A 21,456-nucleotide genomic window follows, 5' to 3' on the forward strand; every position below is an offset into this window, starting at 1 on the left:
TGTAAAAATGGATAAGTCAGTATCGATAGCATTGGCTACTTACAATGGGGCTGCTTATTTGAAGGAACAACTTGACTCATTACTAGCGCAGTCATATCCAATCAAAGAAATCATAGTATGTGATGATCGTTCGACTGATGATACAGTAAAAATCCTATATACCTACAATGATCGGTTGCCGCTAAAAATCTATGTTAATAGCCAATCACTTGGAGTAACCGAAAACTTTAAGAAGGCAGTATCATTATGTACTGGTGACTACATCGCACTTTGTGACCAGGATGATGTATGGCGTTCAGACAAAATAGAGAAGAGTGTAGTAGAACTTAGAAAGATTGATGTTGATTCCGAATTACCCGCCTTGATATATACCGACTTGGAAGTAGTTGACCAAAACCTCGCTACTATTGCTCCATCGTTCTGGAAACTCACTGACAGAAATCCCTCAAAAGTTAATTTTGTGAAACTTTTGCTCAGTAACGTTGTAACCGGATGCACTGTACTAATGAACCGACGTATGGCTGAGGAAATGCAAAAGATGCCAGAAGGGGCTGAGATGCATGATTTCTGGTTGGCTTTAATTGCTTATGGGATAGGTAAGAGTAGTTTCATAAAGCAGGCTACTGTTAAATACCGCCAGCATGGACGCAATGTTACGATTACAAAGAAGGTGAATCTTTGGACGAGGTTAGTCGAACTTGTAGAATTCATTGTTAATCTGGGTGATGATAAGAGTTATAAGATGGATGCGATACGTCAGGCGGATGTATTTTTCTCGTTGTATGGATCTCAGTCTCGCCTACCCCCTCTTTACCGGCGGGCTTTAGAACGTATTGTCACATTAAAAAACAAACCCCCCTGGATTCGTAAGGTCCATGTTCTTGCAATTAAATACTCACGTTGGAAGGTCACAGACGTAGCTAGCTAACAAATAACAGTAAATGTTCAACTGTAAGCCGAAATTTTATTTGATTTTTTTTAAATTGGTAAACTTATTTAATTTGATTAGTTTTTAAGTTTAAAATTATAAAAACTAATGGTCTTAGACTTAAACTTATCCAACATGATAAGAAATTTCCTAAAAACATCATTAGTAGCATTTGCCGCTTCTACGGCTGCACTCGCTCAAAACAATCAGACAAACTTAGTTGTCACATCGCCATCTTCATCGTCGCCTGGTTCCGACAACACCCTTGTCGGTGTTGGAGCCGGTAATACAAACATGAGTGGTTCCGGTAATCTAATCATTGGAAAGGGAGCAGGTACGCAGAACATGGCTGGTACTCAAAACTCTTTTGTTGGGACCACCACTGGCCAGCAAAACAGCTCTGGAAGTTACAACACGTTTCTGGGTTACGAAGCCGGTAATAAGAACACGGCCGGCAACAATAACACCTTTTTGGGTAACGGTGCGGGGTTTACCAACACAGATGGATATAGTAACTTATTTTCTGGCTATAGAGCTGGATACTTCAATAAGACTGGAGCGAACAATGTATTTCTAGGAACAGGTACAGGGTATAGTAACGTGTCTGGTAACGACAATACTTTTGTTGGAGCTGATGCAGGGGGGGGGAATACCGTGGGAGAATCAAATCTATTTGTTGGCTCTCTAGCAGGAGCATCAAATAGTATAGGTAATAGAAACACGTTTCTTGGAGTAAAATCTGGCCTAGAAAATACAAATGGGTATAAAAACACATTTATTGGTTATGGAACAGGAGCTAGTAATCAAAGTGGCTACCACAATACTTTTATAGGTAATGAATCAGGAATGGCAAACATAAACGGAGACCATAACCTTTTTGTTGGACATTTGGCAGGTTACTCTAATACAGTGGGATGCTGCAATGTATTGATGGGTAATGCAGCGGGAAGATTGAATCAATCTGGTACTTATAATGTGTTTATAGGTAACTCTGCTGGCGAACTTAACGCGAGTGGAAAATTTAACACGTATATAGGTGATGGAGCGGGATACAGAGGTTCTACAGCTAGCTATAATCTTTTCATTGGAACCCATGCTGGTTTTGAAATAACAACCGGAGGGCGAAATGTATTCATTGGAAATGAAAGCGGTAATAAAATTACTAATGGTACGTTGAACACATTCATTGGAGAAAATGCGGGAGGGGGAGCGGCAAAAACCACATTGACTAATGCTACTGCAATAGGAGCGAATGCTACAGTCACAAACGACAATAGCCTGGTTTTAGGAAATAACGTTAATGTGGGCATTGGTACTACAGCACCACAGGCAAAACTTGATATAGTTAACGGAACAAACGGACAAAGTGGACTACGTTTAAGCAGTCTAACCAATGCAGTTGTACCTTCGGTAAGTAGTAGTAAATTTTTGACCGTAGATGCACAGGGTAATATTATTCTCGCAAATTATGCTGCTGGTGGTCGTAGTGCTGCAGCAGATGTAGCGTCTGCTGGCTGGCAAACGGAAGGTACCAACCTACGTAACACTAATACAGATGGGGTAATAATTGGATCTGCCATCAAACGTACACCCACTGGGTATAAGTTATATGTTGAAGATGGAATATTAACTGAAAAAGTCAAGGTTGCTATCAAATCAACAGATGAATGGTCCGATAAGGTTTTTGCTCATGATTATCAGTTACGATCACTAACGGATGTAGAGCGTTACATTAACAAAAATCATCATTTACCTGGTGTACCATCCGCTAAGCAAGTACTAGAAGAAGGAGTTGATGTCGGTAAGATGGACGCTAAATTGTTAGAAAAAATTGAGGAACTTACTTTGTATATAATCGCTTTGAAAAAGGAAAACGAAATTATAAAAAAACAAGTAGAAAAATATGTAAAGCGTTCTTCTCACAACCCGCAGAAGTGAAATCATACATTCAGTCTTTGAGTAACATATAAATACCTTTCACGACTATCAATCATCTATAGCCAGTCACTCCATATATACATAGTGAAAAGGAAGTGGCTGGCTATATGAGTCTACAAAATGCATAGTTATTTTCGGTGATAAGACAAATGATAACGCAATAAAATACTATCACCTTTCATTACCAAACCAGGATCTTCGGGAAAAAGTACTTTACTAAGTCTTATATCAGTTTTATTTGAAACGAGATCAGTTTTATGTTGAAGTAAAGTTCGATTCTGAGTGATAAAATTTACTACATTACGTAAGTTACTCAACATAAACAAAAAACAGATAAAAAAAATGAAAAGAGAATCTTATTTGATAATCGAAGCAAATTTTGCCGAATAAGAAAATATAAAACTACTACTAACCAAATCCAATACAGATTACTTATTGTTACATATCGACTCGATGTGGCTTGTAGCAAACCAAACCCGCAACGAGCTGATGCAGTTACAAAATCGCTTAGCAAGGCATAGATAAATAAACAATTCCAAAATAGAAAAGTAGTAGAATTTAGTCCTAACTTATGCCAATATCGAATTAAGAATGTAAGTCCAACAGCTAAACCCGCGCTGCCAATCAGGAAAATTATCAAAATTTGAACTTCATTAACTGGATGTAGCAGAAATCGGAAAATTGAAGTCCCTAAATATGTATTGAAGTAAATAATGAATTTGTGGGGATGCTTTAGTGCATATGCAAGTGGTGGATGGTGGCCAATTGATTTAAAATCATAAAAATAGCTATATAAAATAGCTACAGTTCCAATGCTCCAGCTAATTATATGCAAAATTGACCAATGTCGGTTTTTAATGAAAGATACAAGTAGAACTCCAAAGGATATAAACCAATACAATAAACCATTAGCAAAGGAGTATGTCGCAATTACACCACAAGCAAAGGCAACTAACCAAGACAAATTACGATTGAAAGGAGTAAGACATAATACATAAAATCCGCTAATGGTGCATAAAATATTCATAAATACCGTCATCTGCCACCCCCACATCCAATTTTCAACTTGAGCTAATGAGAATATCAAAACTGAAAAAGCAGTGTATAATGTGTAAGGCTTTAATGGTTTAGCAGATTTACCAACTTCACTAAATTGTTTTGTGGCCGCTTTACACAAAACTAATAGCGTAACCACAGCAAGAATAATATTTGCAAAGATCTCTACTCGAATGTTCCAATGCGTCCAATGGGCGAAAATTAACATAATTAATTTAGGGAAAATACAGCGATGTTCATTATGCTGAGCCCATAAGTCAATTATAGTTAGCTTGTTTGTTTTAGCTAAATGAATTAATTGAATAAACCTCCATTGATCATAAAAAGGAATATCGACAGCAAGTAATGAAATACAAAAGATAACACTTATTGGAGCAAAGAAAAATAGTATTATTTGCCAGAAAGTGGGTTTATACTTTGGAGGACAGAAGATTTGGTTTTTAGACCAGAATAAAGATTTACTAATAAAGTCGTCACTCATACATTATAAGATATAAGAATGGTTATCAACTTAAAACAAAGTTACAATGTTATATGTATAATTTGTACAATATTCTAAATTTTAACTTTCTGTCACTTGGGGGCCGCCTGTGATGTTGTAGTGATGTCTACGAATTACGCGCTTACATATATTGTGTAGCTCAGCGCTGATAAAGTAGTGATTGTTTTAATTAAGAAAATTTGGTCGTTTCGTAAATCTCCCTCTTATCTTAAAAAAATTTTTACCAGATAATTTGCCTTTGTCATATCATAATTATATTTATTTAAAATAAACTTAAATACAACAAAATGGATTCGGAGTCTATCCAATTTTAAAATTGGAAGAGGTTTATTACTGAGCAGTGAGTTAGTCTGTAATGAAGGCTACCTCCTCATCATGGAAGAAGGCCTGTCCTAACTCAGGATCGGCTTCTAATCGCTTCACTTCTGCTAGAAGGGCCGTCAGTTCCTCCAAATTCGTAAAGGCCTGGTTCTTCAACAGCGACCTTTCAAGTAGCTCCACACTAACTCGACCAGGTTGAGTTGGGGACTGTAAGCGAGTAAACGCTCCAAGTGAATCCGACTTGGACGCTCGCTCAGAAAGGCCTTGACGGCCTGGCTGCGATGGATAGCCGCCCCATCCCAGATCACTAGTATGTCCCGCTTGCGATAGCGACTACATAGGTTAGCTAGAAACCACGCTATATCTTCTCCAGTAAAAGCTCGGTCCTGACCTGCTACATAGATAGATCCGTCCATTGGGCGCAATAGCGGCTATCAAGCTTAGATGGGCTCGGCCAGCTTGTTCAACCACAACGGGCGTTTGACCACAGGGCGCCCAGGTATGGGCTAGTAAAGGTAACAAGTAACAGGCTGATTCATCGATGTATAATATAACTCGGCCTTCATCTTGGGCTTTTTTTGAGCTGAGGTAAGTGCTCCTCTCGCTAGTGAGCCACCGCTTGTGGGTCTTGCTGTTTGGCTTGGCGCTGCTGAAAGCTTCCCCAGAACTAGTAGCGACTAAAAATAGAAATTAGTAGCTAACTTTAATGGGAAGACCATGAAAAAGAACAAGTTTACCGAGTCAAAAATCAACGGGATTTTGCAGCAGCAGGAGACAGGTAAGTCTGTGGTTGACATTTGCCGCGAACATGGCATCAGTCAAGCCACCTACTATCAATGGAAAAGTAAGTACTCCGGCTTAGAAGTGAACCAGTTGAAACGGCTGAAGGAATTAGAGCATGAGCTGGCTCAGTGTAAGCGAATTGTAGCCGAACAAACCCTACAACTGACAGTTTTGAAGGATGTGATCGAAAAAAGCTCTAACGCTACCGGCTTAGTTTGCGGCAGGTCTGTAAGTTGTTCAGCATTCATGCTTCAGTGTTTTACTATCAACCAAAGCTGAGTCAGGATGAGCCAATTCGGGAACAATTAGCTCAGTTGGCTGAGCTCCATAGCCGGTGGGGCTTTTGGATGATGCATCATCATTTGCGAAATCTGAACCGGACCTGGAACCATAAGCGCGTATATCGGATCTATACTCAGATGGGGCTGAATCTAAGGCGGAAGTATAAAAAACGGCTGCCAGCACGAGTGATCGAACCTTTGGTTCAACCATCAGCAGCCAATTTGACCTGGTCGATGGACTTCATGCAAGATGGGTTAGCCAATGGAGTACAGTTCCGTTCGCTAAATATCATTGACGACTATAATCGAGAAGCCTTAGCCATCACGCTGGATACCAGCCTGAGCAGTAAACGAGTGATTCGCGAGTTAGATCAACTCATTGCCTGGCGGGGTGCCCCCGAGAAAATCCGGGGGGATAATGGACCGGAATTTATTGCCCAGACGATGAGTGACTGGGCAGATTCGCGAAACATCGACTTAAAGTTCATTGAAAAAGGCAAGCCTTATCAAAATGGGTACATGGAACGCTTTAATCGCAGTTTTCGAGAGGAAGTATTAGACGCCTACTGGTTCACCCGTTTGAAGGAGGCTCAGGTAATGGCCCATGCTTGGATGTGGATTTACAATAATGAGAGACCCCACCAATCCACCAATCATTGGGCTACAAAGCACCGGTAGTTTTTCTTCAAGAACAGGAGCCAAATCAACCTTTGCCAACATTCATGAATGATCAGTTTATTGATTGGAAATCTCTGGTTCTAAGTGCTACTAATTAAGGGAAGCTTTCATTGTCATCAGAGGAATAAGCTACAACCATTACAGACTTACTCACTGACCAATAAGATACAACAAACTATTTTAAAATTTTTTATACGGGTGAAGTCCATCAACAATTTTATTCTTTGTTACATTGTCTTTCAAAACAAAATAAGCGGCATTTAATAAGCCTATGTGTACCCACAAGTAGGGTCTTAATATAGTTTGGTTAAAATTTAGTATAAACAACTCAACAATTAACCCAGCTAACAATGCTTTTAACAAAAACATCCGTTTAAAATCTCCATATTTAATTAGTTTGTATACACCTCTTAAAAGACAAAACCCAAAAAAGAAGAATAAAATAAATCCTAATAAGCCAGAAGAAGCAAGTACTTCTGCGTAAACATTCATACCTTCAAATTCCTTTGCTTCATCTTGAGTTTGGATATAAAATCCGCGTAAAGCGCCTATGGCAGATGGTAATCCTCCTAAGCTAACGCCAATTAGTGGATTATTCCAGAAAACTGTAAGCGTATCAATGAAGCCGTCAATGCGTTGGGAAGAAGAATGATCAATATTACTGACGTATGCTATCCCGACCAACATAAATTGAAACTGCTCTAAATGTGTAATGAAAAAGATAACAGCTGTCACTACACCTGAAATAAATATTACTACGAGACGTAAGTTTTGAAAAGATAAACGACCACGCCTTAAATCCTTAAGAGGTTTAGAAAAGACGGTAGTAGCACTTGCAATAAGCATTACTAAGATGCCCATTCGAGATGAAGATAATACAACAATCGCAGTAATAAACCAAAATGTATACCAAGATCGATATGGCGTGGATAGCAATGATAGGGCAGTCCCCCATCCCAATAACATGTACATCGCAAAATAAGATGGCTCATATGAAAATCCATTTATTCTGGCTAAGTTATCATGCCACGTTTGTTGAGTTAATAATGAGATACCAAAAAGCCCTGCTATAAATTGAGTTAATCCGAATAAACCGACAAATAAAAAACTACGCAAATACCATTTTAAAGTCCATTGTATATGACTTTCTGTCTTTATATAATGTGGTACTACTGATATAAAAATTACTAATATTGTCAGCCAGACCATATAACCAATGTTTCGGCCTAGTAATGTAGTATTTGGGATAAACAAAAATAAAAATAACATCCAGCCTAGTAGGTAATTATGACCTAAAAGCTTTAGCTGAAATGGACGCTGGTTACTCCATAGTTCATAAAATAGTAAAAGTGCTAATATTAGAATTAAAAGGAACACGAAGCGGAATGAATAACCACCTATTCGTAAATTCATAAAAACGTCAAATGATGATGTGTGCATTATTAACACAATAATGCCCCTTCCTATATCTTTTATGTGAAAATTTTTATTCAAACCCATCTGATAACAACACTTTTTGAGCAAAATTAATCTACTTTCTGTAAGTACCCTAAAATTCAGACAATCACAACCTATTGATCCGTGAGTAAGTCCGTAAACGTCTGTACTTTGCTTAGGCTATGGCAAAATACAGACAAGCTGATTATGAAGTGCTACGCCAACGTTGTGTAGATCTCAGAAACCTGGGCTGGAAACAAGCCGATATAGCTCAAGCTTTAGGCTTAACGTCTGGCTGGGTAAGCTGAGATGGTCCAGGTTTGCCGGACAGTTGAGTTGCTTAACTTCGCTGAATCATGGCCAAAACTCCCAACTCGGCAAAGCCACGCCGAAAGTATGACGAAGACTTCAAAAACGAAGCGGTTCGCCTAGTTACTACTGGGCAACGAAGTGTCCCTGATGTAGCCCGCTCTTTGGGCATCTCTGAAAATATCTTGTATCGTTGGAAAGGGCATACGAACAAGGTTGATAGCAGTCCAAACGGCATCTCCCAGCAAGATTATGACCAGTTGCGTGAGCAATTGCGCCGAACCGAGCAAGAGCGCGATATATTAAAAAAAGCCTTAGCCATTTTCAGCCGTATGACTTGACGCTCTCTTACCAGGTAGTTACCGAGCTAACGGCCGATTTTCCAGTAGAAAGGCTTTGTAAAACGCTCGGTATCAGTCGCAGTGCTTATTATGCTTACCAGGCTGGCCAAAGCCATCGACTGACAGAGGGGAAAGAAAAATTACGGCAGGCAATGTTAGACAGTTTCGGAAACCATCGTCGGCGCTATGGCAGTCGTCGGTTGTTGACCGAGCTACAGGAGCAGGGCTTTGCAGTGGGACGCCACCAGCTTAGGCGGCTCATGCAAGTAGAAGGGCTACGGGCCATTCAACCCCGCAGCTTTATCCCTCGTACCACCGATAGCAATCATAGTGGCCCATTCAGTCCCAATCTGTTACTGGAAGAGGATTTTCCAACGGCGCCGGGTAAAGTGCTGGTTGGCGACATCACTTACATACCGTTGGCGGGTAGCGAATGGGGCTATTTAGCGGCTTGGATGGATCTATTCAGTCGTAAAATCAAAGGCTGGTCAGTGGCCGACAACATGGAAGAAGTGTTGGTGCATAGTGCTTTACGAAAAGCCATTAGCTCCAGTCATTTAACAAGGGGTAGTATTGTCCATTCCGATCGGGGCGGGCAGTATGTTGGCAAAGCGTTTCGACAAACGCTGGCTGATCATCAATTTCGACAAAGTATGAGCCGGGCTGACGACCCTTACGACAACGCCTTTATGGAGTCCTGTTGGTCGAGATTGAAGGCCGAATTATTTGAAAACGGCGTGTTCCGATCATTGGATGATGCGCGTACAGAATTGTTTGACTACATTGAATGCTATTACAATCGGAAACGGCGACATTCGTCGCTGGGCAACATTAGCCCTGAGCAATTTGAAGAGAACTACTATTTAACTTTGAATCAAAACTTGCCTACTTAACTGTCCGGCTAAATAAGACCACCCCAAGCCGTACCTTTAAAAGCTATCAAGAGCAGGAACAAACGGCTCTGCTTTGGCGCAAACGCACGGGGGCACCTACTCGCTTATCGACGGAGCAACTCGCTCAACTCATTGACGAGCTGAACAAAGGGGCTGAATATCATGGCTTCCCGGGACAGGTTTGGACCAGCCCCCGAGTAGATGATGTTATTAAAAAAGCTCTTTTGGGCCAGTTATAATCTCTCGTAAATAGGCCGACTACTGAAAAAGGTAGGCTGGACTCGTCAAAAGCCACAGACAAAAGCCAGTCAGCAGGACCGCGAGCGAGTCCAGCACTGGCGAAGTAAGGGCTTGGCCGAACTCAAAAAAAGTCCAAATTGAGGGAAGGGTCGTTCTGTTTGTGAATGAATCCGCCTGTTACTTATTACCCATGCTGGCTCATACATGGGCTCCTCGCGGGCAAATTCCGGTTTTAGTGGAACAGGCCGGTCGAGACCGCCTAAGTCTAATTGCCGTTATTGCACCCAACGACCGCCTGTATGTGGCTGGTCAAGATCAGGCTTTTAGTGGGGAAGAGGGGAAGATATTGTATGGTTCTAAAGCAAACTGTGTAGCCGATACCGCAAGGAAGAGCTACTCATAACTTGAATGGCGCTTCGATTCACCAAAGTGAAGCGGTCAAAAGCTTCTTAAAAGAGCGGTCGGGTCGTGTTCACTTAAAACGGTTACCGGTCTACAGCCCTGATTCAACAGCCGACGCTGTTGAATCAGGGCTGAATTAGTTTGAGGTGATATCAAACAGGGGCTCAAGAATCGAGTGTTTGTTATATTGGCCATCCTACGCAAGGGGTTCTTGAGCAGCTTATTTTATTACGGAAAGACGCAAAAATGACACGAGCATTCTTTCAGAAGCAAGAGTAGCCTTCTTTATAGAAAAATTTACAGATCAATAATAATCAAGATTATAGCGCATTTATTACTCTTACAAAAATGTTATTTTGCGAATTGCCATCATAACTTTGGCTTGGATCGTCAAAAATATTAGTAGTAACGGAAGAAACGCTACCACTATTTGCTCCTATACGTGTAAGTGTAAAACCAAGAAAGGAACTGCCGTTAGCAGGTATAAATTGGCCAGGTTTAATATTTAATACAATTTGAGAGCCATTAGTTACGTTTGATGTAACTACCCACTTCGTATTATCAATAGCTACAGTTCCGCCACCTGAAACATCAATACTAGTGAGCGTACTATTATAAGAAAGAGAATATCCTGCAGGAGCAGTAACAGCTATAACAACATTTCCGCTCGAAGTGTTTTGTCCAGCACCCTCATATATCCTTATTGTTAAATTTTTACTTGTGTCAATTCCTGAAGGACTAAAGTTAGCTGCAGGCAATGTAATAATTGGGGTTAAATCAGGAGTCGTATTGCGCAATAAAACTACAGAAGTAAATGGAGCTAATGTTACTTCTCCTCGATACAATTGATTTCTAACATCTTTATAAGTTGCATCAAGACTTACTGTTTTGCTCTCATAAGACGGATTATATACTAACTTAATCAAATTATCTGGATTGCTCTCGGTAATATCAACTTGTTTAAAACTAATGTTGTCTAACCAAAGTGGTTGATTATTTTCGTAAGCATGAAACACTAAATAAGCGTTTGTCTGGCTAGAGGTTGCCCGTAGTATAAGTTCATATTTTTGTTTATTTGTACCTATTAACACACCAGGAGTTGTGTTGACAATTCTTACAAATGGTGGAGAAGATGTTTGAAGAAATATTTCAACTACACGGTTTGGTGAATCGCTTACAGCTTCAAACTGGATTAAATAATCTTTATCTCTCTCTACACTAACCGATCTAGCTGCATTAAGGGAGGCTCCTGGTGCATTAGTTAATGCCGAAAAACTTAATTTCAAACTTCCGCCGTTTATCTTGTTACTGTTATCGTAAGTACCTTGACCATTGTTATAATCGCTAAAAACAAAAAAGTTTCCTGTATTATCGTTAAAGCTGCCTTCTGGTATCTGCTCGTTGTTACTTGTAGCATTTACAACATATCCTTTGTAAGTTACTGGCGAATTTTTCGAATTGAGATCTTTACCATACCTACTTTGCCACTCAGTTAGTGGTTGTATATTAGAAAAACCAGCAGGTGAAGGGTATGACAACTGAAGTTTTAGAATGTCGTCTAAAGGGCGAGCGTAATAATTATCATTAAATGAGCCAAAGTTACTTAGATTAGTCGAATAGCCTTGATAGCGGGCAGTGAGTTGTGTTTTTAGTTTAGCTACAAATACATTATTTTGAGTATTGTTATTATTAGAGCTGCAGGTCCCGTTATCATCTATTGCAAATTGCACTTCGTTATCAAAACTAGTATTTCCTCTAACCGTTATTCTCTGTGCATCAAGTAGATATATACCTAAGCCGAAACATTTGAATACTGTATTGTTTTCAACGGTGATATCACGCGTGCAGGCATCAAGATAAATACCATTAGCTCCTCTAAACCTACTTGCAGTTCCTTCAGGTGCGCCTACTCCGTGAGATATAATATTCTCTTGTAAAATAATATTACCAACAGTATTGTTGGGTGATCCTGCTCCAACTATATATAATCCACCACCATCACTTTTGGTAAGGCAAAAATTAGAAATAATGTTTCGACGAACCGTGGCATTTACAAACGGAAAATTGAGAGCAATATATCCAATACTATCCAATGTGTTCCCTTCAATTATCGTATTATTGATAGTAGTAGCACGAAAGCCTATATATTGAGCATCACCTGAGTTGCCACGTCCAGGTTCTATCCCGTTCCTTTTTATAGTGTTATTAATAAATTTAAAATTGCTGTATTCTGATATTTGGAATGCGTTGTTATTAGTGTTGACAATTTGATTTTTCTCTATTACAATGTCACTACCTGTACCAGTGATATTGATACCATCTAATCCAGAATTGGTAATATCACAATTTGAGACTATTAGACTTGAAATATTAAATGGATTTAATCCTACAAAAAGACTTTGGGTAATATGAATGTTATATATACTGATGTTTGATAGTGATTGGCCTCCTTTATTAATTTCTATACCTTTATCATAAACTGTCGCCGTAATTTGGGTATTATTAGGATCAGTATTAGTGTAAAGAGTAATTTTCTTGGTATTTTTGTCATAAAACCACTCACCATTTTTATCCAGTGTGTTAGGATGATTTTGAATGAAAAACCCGTAGCCATCAGCGATATTATATGAAGAATTATTTGAAATGTAAATAGTATTACCATTCTGCTGATTAATGGTTGCTCGATCTAATATCCAGTCCGCGGGTCGAATTACTACTTCTCCACCTACCCAGTTAGTGGTAAGTGACTGTTGGCTGGTAAATTGTGTTTTACCTACATGTGACTGTACCGTTAAGTAGCCTCTATTCGAATCTGTTTCGTTAGGGTATCTACCTAGTGGCTGCGAGATCGAATTGATATATACACCTGTAACTATGCTCCCGCATTCAGAGCAGATAGCCTGCCACTTGTTATTGCCAATATTTGTCCAATTGATAACAGGTACAGAACCAGCTATTACTGGTTTACTGCCTGAGCCATATGCATCAACAATAATTGGATTATTCGGAATACCAGACTGATTAATTGAAAGTGTTCCCCTGAACGTATCTCCGCGCCGGAGAAAGATTTTATCTCCAGGTTTTAGATTAAGAGTGTTTACTTTAGCAAGGGTTCGAAATGGCGTCGTATTTGTTGTACCGTTATTTAAATCATTACCGCTACTTGCGACATAATAAGTTGTCTGACTATAAGTTTGAATACAGCAAAATAAAATGCAAAGCATTGTTACAGTGCTGAAGATGATATTTTTTTGAAAGATATTCATATGATCAAATTTTTAAAGAGAATTGTGGCACAGCTCTTATTATACAAATCAATTAAACTTCATAGGCGAGAATGTTAACTTTTAAAAGATAAGGAATGTTTTAATTGCCTTAAAGATTTTACTTTGACTGAGGTCAACCCGTACATAAATGATTCAACGGGAGTTTTCGCGACGAGAGTGTCTAAATGCTCACTGTTTTATCGATGGAAGAGGCTTGAGAAAAGACTCGATCGTTGTTTTACTTGTTTTGATTTCACAATTCACTTGGCGGGCTGGCACCATAGGTGATTAACAAGGGTGGTAAAAATAGCATATGATAATTTTATCATTATATGTATAATTAATCGTGTATTCGGAGCAGATCAGATTAGCTGCACTTGCAAGTAATACTATTACTACCTTTGGACGAACGAGATTTAGTGTTGACCAAGCGTTTTCAAGCTGTTATGCTACAATTGTGAATCTCTTTGAGCTTTGTGTAAAGGTAAATGGCAGTATTAAAGAAGTATACTTCATTCACAACTTATCGCCTATTGGTTATACTCTATTTGCTCTAACATACAGAGCAATTATACAAGAGGTGCGTATAATGTGTTATTCCCTATTGAGTATTCTAGTTGCGGTTAGAGCCTAAGCCGCTTGTTTGTATTCCACTGGCGTTAAAAAGCCTAATGCTTGGTGCGGACGTTTGGTGTTATAATCCTCCAGCCACTTCTCGACGACCTCACGAACCTGGGCTAAGTTTGCGAACGAGTAAGCATCTAGCACTTCGCGTCGAAAACTACCATTGAATCGCTCACTATAAGCGTTCTGAGTGGGCTTACCCGGCTGAATCCAGCACAGTTCAATACTCTGCTGCTCACACCATTCGCTCAAAGCCCCACTGATGAACTCAGGACCGTTATCACAACGTAGTTTGGCGGGTTTGTCATACGCTTCTACTAAACGCTGCAACAGACGTATCACTCGTCCGGCGGGTAGTGAGTAGTCAATCTCTATCCCTAAGGCCTGCCGATTATAATCATCCAGGACGTTTAACGTCCGAAAACGTCGTCCATCTCGCAAGGCGTCGCTCATAAAGTCTAGTGACCAGGCCTGGTTCATTGCCGTAGGCTGAGCCAGTGGCTGACGAAGCCGGGCTGGTAGCCGTTTGCGCTTGCGCTGGGGAAGGTTCAGTTTCATCTGACGGTACACCCGCCATACCCGCTTGTGGTTGTAAGGATGGCCTTGCCGACGTAAGCGGTGGTAGACTTTCCAAAAACCCCAACCTGGATGTTGTCCCGTAACAAAAGTAATGGCCTGCTCGACGGCTTGGTCCGGCTGACGCTTGGTTTGACGGTCATAACTGCGTCGAGTCAGCCCAGCGATTCGACAAGCTCGGCGCTGACTAAACGCTTTGGCTTTGACCATCCACTGCGCCAACTGGCGTCGGTCGGCAGGCCTTACCACTTTTTTTGTAAGGCTTCTTTGATGACTTCGTTCTCCAGACTCAACTCCGCGTACATTTTCTTCAACCGCTGATTTTCTTCTTCTAAGGCTTTCAACCGCTTTACGTCGGCTACCTGCATACCGCCGTACTTACTCTTCCAGTTGTAGAAGCCGGGCGGCCGGTGCCGTGGCCTCACTAATGCCATGTTGTCGAACGATTTGAGCAACCGTCAAGCCTGTCTGTTGTTGGTTGAGGATGGCCACGATCTGGGTCTCACTGAATCGCTTTGCTTTCATTTTTCTTCTCCTTTGTGAAAAGTTGAACAGAATCCTCTACTTTTCACTGGTATACCCTAAGGGGAAGTTTACATTATAAAGGCATGAATGCTGAGAAAGCAGAATTAAGTAAGGCAAATCATTGTTTCAAAATGCTTACTTTTGCATAACCCAATGCAAATACCGTTATATACTGTAACTCCGTTACATAAAGAGGGACATGAATTTAGTAGGGAAAGGTAAACACTTTTGTATAAATGGATGATGTATTTGTCAAGCCACACGTTAGTATTATTGTGTTAAATTATAACAGATGGCTTGATACTATTTGTTGCCTGGAAAGTTTACTCCGGTTAACATACCAAAAATTTGAGGTGATAATTATTGATAATTGTTCTTCCGACGATTCATGGGGAAAGTTTAAGGAATGGAGTGTAGGTGAATATGTTGTTAAAGTTAACGCCAGTTCATTGTCTTACTTGCAAGAGCCTCCATTTCCTAAGCCTATAGACTGTAAGTTTCTGTTAGAACAAGAGATGGAAAGTGACAAAAGTCAATTTAATCATGGGCAACTTACCTTCATTCGTGCGAATAAAAACAGAGGATATAGTGCAGGTAATAATATAGGTATTAGATATGCGCAGCTTCAAAATCAGAGCCAGTATTTTTGGATTCTAAACAATGATACACTAGTAACCGAAAATTCTTTAATCGAATTATTAAAATGTCATCAATATTACAAATTTGAAGATAAGATAGGTATTATTGGTGGTAAAATACTTTATTTTGATGAGCCAAATATAGTCCAATGTTTAGGAGGAGCGACGTATGATCCATACTTAGGAGCGGTAAGGCAATTAAACAATGGTCAACATAGTAATGAAGTTATTTACGAAGGTAAGCCAGTAGATTATATATGTGGTGCTTGTATGCTGGTTACCTCTGATTTTGTTAAAGAAGTTGGCTTATTATCCGAAGAATTTTTTCTATATTATGAAGAACTAGATTGGTGTATTAGAGGTAAAAAAATGGGATGGAATTTAGCTTACACTGATACATGTAAGATATTTCATAAAGAGGGCTCTACAACTGGTTCGAATAGAAAGCATAAGAATAAGTTAGTAGATTATTACTCTCTTAGGAATAGAATAATGATTTTAAAAAGATATTATTCAAGAAAACATTTAATAGTATTTTATATTGTCTTAATATTTACAGCATTAAATCAGTTATTAAAAGGTAATACTTTTAGAATATCCAATTTATGGAAGCTGGTCACTAAAACGTAAATATTTATTTACAATAATCGAGATAATCAGCTATTAAGCGTTAAATAATTTATTGCGACAGTTTTTTTCGTCTTTAAAAAAAAGTAAAACCCAATGCACATTTGCGTAGATGCACGTATGATTACTAATTCAGGTATAGGGGTTTATATTTACCAGTACGTGAATAGACTTATCGCCAGTAAAATGTTTGAAATTACTTTACTGGGCAATAGAACAACCTTAGTAGGTTATTTTGGACACTATAATAATTGGAACTGTATAAATGCAGAATTTCCAATTTACTCTATTGAAGAACAATTAAAATTGCCTAGGCTTATACCGGTATGCGATATTTTCTGGTCACCACATTACAATATACCATTGTTACCAATACGGGCAAAGAAACATCTTGTTACAATACCAGATATGGCTCATCTGGCATTCGCTAAATTGTTATCTCCATTGCAACGATTGTATGCAAATATCGTAATGAGATTTGCAGTTAAAAAGGCAAATAAAATATTAACTATATCTTTTTTTTCAAAAAATGAAATTATAAAATATACCGGAGTAAAATCAGATAAAGTAGATGTAATTTATCTAGGATTAGATACTAAAATATTTAGGGTTATTAATGATCCGATCAAAATTAGTGAGGTTTATAATAAGTATAAACTACCCGAAAGATACTTAATTTTTGTAGGCAATGTTAAGCCTCACAAAAATCTTCGTAAACTAGTAGATGCATTCTCTGACATTAGTAAGTTATATCCAGACTTATATTTATTGATTGTTGGTAAAAAAGAAGGATTTATTACAGGCGATAAAGAACTTTTTGAGTTTATTGAAGACGACACGTATTTGAAAGAACGTGTACGTTTCACAGGTTATGTTGAATTAAATGATTTACCTTTGATATACGGACAAGCTGATTTATTTGTTTTTCCGTCTTTATATGAAGGCTTTGGCTTCCCTCCACTTGAAGCAATGGCATGTGGTTGTCCTGCAGTTGTATCTTCTGCAGCAAGTATGCCTGAAATTTGTGGTGATGCTGTGGAATACGTTAATCCAAATGATAGTAAATGTTTTGTAAAAACAATAACTAAAATTCTTGATCAGCCTGCTCTCCGTAATGAACTTGTTGAAAAAGGCTCATTTCAATTTAAAAAATACAATTGGCAGGATTCTTATAACTTGTTTATTCATGTCATTAAAAATTTACAGTAATCTGGACGTATAAGAGATATACTACATAACTTTTCTTATCAAAACGACTTAGCCGGATAATTGCCATAATAATAATCAGCAATTTGCCTGAGTGTAATATAAGCTTTGAGGTTTTTTGAAGAAGATGCATAATTTGGGTTCGTAACCGTCAATCGGCCAAAGCTATCAATATTGAATGTTGGTTTACCATAACCAATACTATTAAACTCTTTAGTAGTTGCCAAGATTGTAACACTACCTTTTCCATTATTGCCACCGCTGGAATCTATAATTAAAATATACCTGTAGTCATAATTGTCACCAATAATTGTTAATGCTACTTGATATATTGCTCCATTCAAATCACTTAAAACAGTTGATGAAGATTTTATATCAATTTGTCCGTTCCACCTTAATCCATATGGAGTCGTACTATTATTTTGATTAATTACCAACGCATCACATTGGTACAGTAACCCACTTGTAACAAAGTCACCTAGAGCTTGAATACCTCCTGTAAAAAAAACTTTGTTTTTAGTTGCTAAGGTTAGATTTCCTCCAAAATGCTCAAATGTAATATTACCGTTAAAATAAGGCACCGCTGCGCTTTTACTATTATTCTCGATGAATGCTGAATTTTGCTTAAACCAAACTTGTGCATTTAGAGGAGCATTATAGGGAAAGCAGTCTTCTCCAATCAAAACAGCAGCCTCTCCGCTAGCATTGATATAATTAACCCCCACTAATCCTGAGCCATGAAATGAATTATTTCCTTTTGTTCTTTTATATGAAATAGCATATCGACACGAGGAGGCAAAGGAACAGAAAGAACCTGTGTTCCATTCAGAGAATGTATTAGTAGCTTCATTATGAAAGAGAATGCCAGTGAAATTAGTTTCGAAATTGCAGTGGGTAATTGTTTGTCCACATTGTCCAGCTATTTCAATACCTGTAGTATTACGATTACCTCTAAACGTAATTCCTGAAATTGATGCTTGGCAAATTTTACCTGATCCACCAATGATCTTTATACATGCCTGAGAGCCTTTTATTGAAGAATAATCGAAAATGGTATTGTTTCCTGCCGAACGAATATTTATTCCAAGAAAGCTTTCTGTTTTAATGAGAGGACTGCTAATTTTATATAAGCCATCTGGTATAGTGAGTGTAAAATTATTTTTTGATGCATAATTAATTGCCTGTTGAATAGCAACATGATCGTCAGTACCATCATTTGGGCTTGCTCCAAAGTCTGTTACGCTAATTGTATCCTTTGGTTTGTAAACCCAGCGTCCTTTTCCTTTGCCGCTAGCAAGAATGACAGTACCATTATTTGGTGGTGTGTTGCTTGAAGCTTCATAAGTCCAAAAGCGCCCATCTATGGTAGAAAGTTGCGTTGCAGGTCCACTATATGTTTGCAATTCTGATACACCTCGCACTAAAATAATTCGATCGTTGACAATAAGTAATGCCTCAGCTAAAGCCTGAGATGACTTTTTTTGATCCTTTTGGGGCAGAACTTTTTGGTTTACTATGCTTTTAGGTACATTGTAATTGGGGACTTGTGCCTGTAAGGCTCGGGAAACTAGTAAAAGTAGTATGACTGTTTTCTTCATGGTCACTTAAGGTTGATTGTTGATATATTTTTAATTAATCCTCAATTATTGCAACTTAATTTAATCATTTCTGTTTACCCATAAAAGTACTATATTATTAATCTATTTCTTTATAAGATGAGCAGCGGAAGCTTTATTAAAGACTATTAACTGGATAAGTTAGCATTCCCTTTATTTGTTTTAGGCAGGCACTTTGCCAATTATGTAGTAGAAAATTGTTATTTAACCACCAGTCTCAAAACACTGACTTAAGGTCAGATAATTTAATACTGAGGTAATACGCCACTAACTTTTCAATAAAATAATAAATATTAAAGCGTACTACCTTATACATTTGTATTGTATATACACCTATTATACTCGTGAAAATTGCTTTAGTACAAGATGGGCTGATGTGTCGGGCAGGAGGGGAGCAAGTAGCTCTTTGCTTTCATAAGGCTTTCCCCGACGCGCCGATATACACCCAATGTTATCAGCCACATTTAACGTTTCCGGAATTTAAGGAATGTGACATCCGCACAACGTGGCTACAAAACATTGCCAAGACCGACAACGTAATGAAGAAGCTCTTCTTCCCACTCGGTATTTGGGCCATGCAGTCACATGATCTGACAGATTATGACGTTGTCTTGATGTCAGGTACTCACTGTGCCAAATACGTGAAATTGAGCCCTAAGTCATTGATAATCAGCTACAGTTTTACCCCTTTCCGCTTGGCCTGGGACCCCACGTCTTACGCACAGTATGCCGAATCAGGCTTGTTGAAGCAAAAAATGTTTGATATTGTTCTTGGCACTTTACGCGAAATTGATCTCAAGGCCGCTCAGCGACCTGATTTCTTTATTGGTATGACTGAAGAAACGGCTGGGCGATTACGTGACACGTATAGGGTAAAAGAGCCAATCGAGATTATAAATCCGCCGGTCACTGTAAATAATTTCTATGTGTCTGAACAACCAAAGTCCTATTTTCTGGTCGTTTCCCGGCTGGAATACTATAAGAAAGTAGATTTGGTAATCGACGCCTTTAATGAACTTGGTTACCCATTGATTATAGTGGGTAAAGGTCTCCAGGCTGAGGAAATAAAGGCTCGCGCTAAGAGTAACATTACATTTCTGAGTGGTTTATCGGCTTCGGAACTGGCTGATTTATACGCCAACTGCCGGGCGTTTATCTTTCCTCAACATGAAGATTACGGTATTACACCGTTAGAAGCCAATGCATCCGGTAGACCTGTAATTGCATACGGAGCAGGTGGTGTATTAGCTACCCAAATCCCCGTGGAAAATGATCCATCTGTCGCTACAGCTTTGTACTTTAAGGAACAGACTGTATCTGACCTTGTCGACGCAGTGCATCAGTTCGAACAAGTAGAATCTTACTTCGACCCTTATTTTATCAGAAGGCATGCTGAAAAGTTTGATGAACGTATTTTTATAGAAAAAATTCGCAATTTTGTAAAAAACAAGTATTCGCTCTTTAAGCGGCAGTCTACTTACTCATGATAATTTTCTAAAAAATTATGATAAAGCGTCTTATCCTCTCAATGAGTATGGTAGCTATCACTTGCGTAGCAGTAGCACAGGCGGTTCAGCAGGAAATTTCGGAGGTTGTACGTTCTGGTTTGTCAATTGAAAAAAGGGCTGCTTCCTATTTAGCTGCTTCTAACGAGGTACAGTCAGGTGCTAATGCCCATTACGTTGCCGGGCAGGCTGTTACATTGGCACCTGGGTTTTTAGCCAGGGCAGGTTCCGTTTTCAAAGCCACAATTGTACAGTCACAACAGTATGCAAATACTGAGAATGCATTTGCTGTGACGGCTTATCCTAATCCTTTTATTGATAAAACATCAATTGAATATTCGTTAAGTCAGAGTGGGAGGGTGATTCAGACGTTAACTAACCTAAAGGGTGTAGTATTGTTTGAGCGTGCTGAAGAGCAACGAGCCGTCGGGCGAAATACGATGTTGGTTGAAGGTCATGACCTTCTGCCAGGTGTTTATTTTTTGAAACTGAATTCTAATGGAGTAACAAGAGTAGTTCGGTTAATTAAGCAATAAAGACTGATACGTCATAAATGCCCGGTGGATCGGTAGTATTTATTACCGATTTACCGGGCATTTATGTTAAAGCCACGGGTCAAAAATATGAGATAGGTGCTATGGTACTAATTATACATCATCTATGAAGAATTTACTAAGGCAATGTCTACTTCAATGAAAGCGTTATTTTTACAGCTTCTCAACTGTGGATAGACTACTGATGGTGAATAAAGTAAGGGTCTTAAT

The 21,456-nt window shown here is 38.9% G+C and carries 17 protein-coding genes and 1 pseudogene; 11 read left to right on the forward strand and 7 right to left on the reverse strand.

Annotated elements, in window-relative coordinates:
- Positions 1 to 7: 7 nt before the first annotated feature.
- Positions 8 to 928 (forward strand): glycosyltransferase family 2 protein, encoded by a 921-nt coding sequence (locus BN8_RS29085; RefSeq protein WP_009285534.1) that lies wholly within the window; start codon positions 8 to 10, stop codon positions 926 to 928.
- Between the two features lie 135 nt (positions 929 to 1,063).
- The gene (locus BN8_RS29090) at positions 1,064 to 2,866 is read left to right on the forward strand and encodes a TMF family protein (RefSeq protein ID WP_229368448.1); all 1,803 of its coding nucleotides are present in this window, start codon (positions 1,064 to 1,066) and stop codon (positions 2,864 to 2,866) included.
- A 313-nt stretch (positions 2,867 to 3,179) separates the two neighbouring features.
- Here the strand turns inward: BN8_RS29090 and BN8_RS33040 are convergent, their stop codons facing one another.
- The 3 genes from BN8_RS33040 to BN8_RS33990 form a co-directional block, all read right to left on the reverse strand.
- A complete protein-coding gene (locus BN8_RS33040) occupies positions 3,180 to 4,403 on the reverse strand; it encodes a hypothetical protein (protein WP_009285536.1) in 1,224 nt (407 codons plus the stop codon).
- A gap of 366 nt (positions 4,404 to 4,769) precedes the next feature.
- Complete coding sequence (locus tag BN8_RS33450) at positions 4,770 to 4,925, reverse strand: hypothetical protein (protein WP_009285537.1); 156 nt, start codon at positions 4,923 to 4,925, stop codon at positions 4,770 to 4,772.
- Positions 4,898 to 5,161 (reverse strand): transposase, encoded by a 264-nt coding sequence (locus tag BN8_RS33990; RefSeq protein ID WP_083882551.1) that lies wholly within the window; start codon positions 5,159 to 5,161, stop codon positions 4,898 to 4,900. The genes BN8_RS33450 and BN8_RS33990 overlap by 28 nt, the downstream gene beginning before the upstream one ends.
- Positions 5,162 to 5,462: 301 nt before the next feature.
- On the opposite strand from BN8_RS33990, the gene BN8_RS29095 reads away from it, so the two are divergent.
- Both BN8_RS29095 and BN8_RS29100 read left to right on the forward strand, forming a co-directional pair.
- Positions 5,463 to 5,807, forward strand: a complete 345-nt coding sequence (locus BN8_RS29095) for a transposase (RefSeq protein WP_009285538.1) — start codon at positions 5,463 to 5,465, stop codon at positions 5,805 to 5,807.
- Positions 5,783 to 6,487: an IS3 family transposase gene (locus BN8_RS29100; protein WP_229368450.1), complete on the forward strand. Its 705-nt coding sequence runs from the start codon at positions 5,783 to 5,785 to the stop codon at positions 6,485 to 6,487. Before BN8_RS29095 ends, BN8_RS29100 begins: the two co-directional genes overlap by 25 nt.
- A gap of 180 nt (positions 6,488 to 6,667) precedes the next feature.
- Here BN8_RS29100 and BN8_RS32655 read toward each other — a convergent pair whose 3' ends face one another.
- A complete protein-coding gene (locus tag BN8_RS32655) occupies positions 6,668 to 7,900 on the reverse strand; it encodes an O-antigen ligase family protein (RefSeq protein ID WP_192579104.1) in 1,233 nt (410 codons plus the stop codon).
- A 380-nt stretch (positions 7,901 to 8,280) separates the two neighbouring features.
- Here BN8_RS32655 and BN8_RS29110 point away from each other — a divergent pair, with 380 nt between their 5' ends.
- The 3 genes from BN8_RS29110 (at position 8,281) to BN8_RS33995 (ending at position 9,848) form a co-directional block, all read left to right on the forward strand.
- Complete coding sequence (locus BN8_RS29110) at positions 8,281 to 8,574, forward strand: transposase (protein ID WP_040007034.1); 294 nt, start codon at positions 8,281 to 8,283, stop codon at positions 8,572 to 8,574.
- Entirely contained in the window at positions 8,571 to 9,467 is an 897-nt protein-coding gene (locus tag BN8_RS29115; RefSeq protein WP_040007036.1) for an IS3 family transposase, read from the forward strand. Before BN8_RS29110 ends, BN8_RS29115 begins: the two co-directional genes overlap by 4 nt.
- A 261-nt stretch (positions 9,468 to 9,728) precedes the next feature.
- Positions 9,729 to 9,848: a hypothetical protein gene (locus tag BN8_RS33995; RefSeq protein WP_374755537.1), complete on the forward strand. Its 120-nt coding sequence runs from the start codon at positions 9,729 to 9,731 to the stop codon at positions 9,846 to 9,848.
- Between the two features lie 581 nt (positions 9,849 to 10,429).
- Here BN8_RS33995 and BN8_RS32665 read toward each other — a convergent pair.
- Positions 10,430 to 13,375 (reverse strand): right-handed parallel beta-helix repeat-containing protein, encoded by a 2,946-nt coding sequence (locus BN8_RS32665; RefSeq protein WP_009285543.1) that lies wholly within the window; start codon positions 13,373 to 13,375, stop codon positions 10,430 to 10,432.
- Between the two features lie 630 nt (positions 13,376 to 14,005).
- A pseudogene (locus BN8_RS29130) lies at positions 14,006 to 15,100 on the reverse strand (IS3 family transposase).
- 236 nt (positions 15,101 to 15,336) lie between these two features.
- Between BN8_RS29130 and BN8_RS29140 the strand changes: the two are divergent.
- Positions 15,337 to 16,368, forward strand: coding sequence for a glycosyltransferase family 2 protein (locus BN8_RS29140; RefSeq protein ID WP_009285546.1), 1,032 nt, complete (start codon positions 15,337 to 15,339; stop codon positions 16,366 to 16,368).
- 93 nt (positions 16,369 to 16,461) lie between these two features.
- A complete protein-coding gene (locus BN8_RS29145; RefSeq protein WP_009285547.1) occupies positions 16,462 to 17,574 on the forward strand; it encodes a glycosyltransferase family 4 protein in 1,113 nt (370 codons plus the stop codon).
- A 38-nt stretch (positions 17,575 to 17,612) separates the two neighbouring features.
- Here BN8_RS29145 and BN8_RS33045 read toward each other — a convergent pair whose 3' ends face one another.
- On the reverse strand, positions 17,613 to 19,169 hold the full coding sequence (locus BN8_RS33045; RefSeq protein ID WP_144051847.1) for a glycosyl hydrolase family 28-related protein: 1,557 nt from the start codon (positions 19,167 to 19,169) through the stop codon (positions 17,613 to 17,615).
- Positions 19,170 to 19,531: 362 nt separating this feature from the next.
- Between BN8_RS33045 and BN8_RS29155 the strand changes: the two genes are divergently transcribed.
- A complete protein-coding gene (locus tag BN8_RS29155) occupies positions 19,532 to 20,674 on the forward strand; it encodes a glycosyltransferase (RefSeq protein ID WP_040007042.1) in 1,143 nt (380 codons plus the stop codon).
- Between the two features lie 47 nt (positions 20,675 to 20,721).
- Positions 20,722 to 21,228, forward strand: coding sequence for a T9SS type A sorting domain-containing protein (locus BN8_RS29160; protein ID WP_192579105.1), 507 nt, complete (start codon positions 20,722 to 20,724; stop codon positions 21,226 to 21,228).
- Positions 21,229 to 21,456: the final 228 nt, after the last annotated feature.

It is taken from the genome of Fibrisoma limi BUZ 3 (assembly GCF_000296815.2).
Lineage (GTDB): Bacteria > Bacteroidota > Bacteroidia > Cytophagales > Spirosomataceae > Fibrisoma > Fibrisoma limi.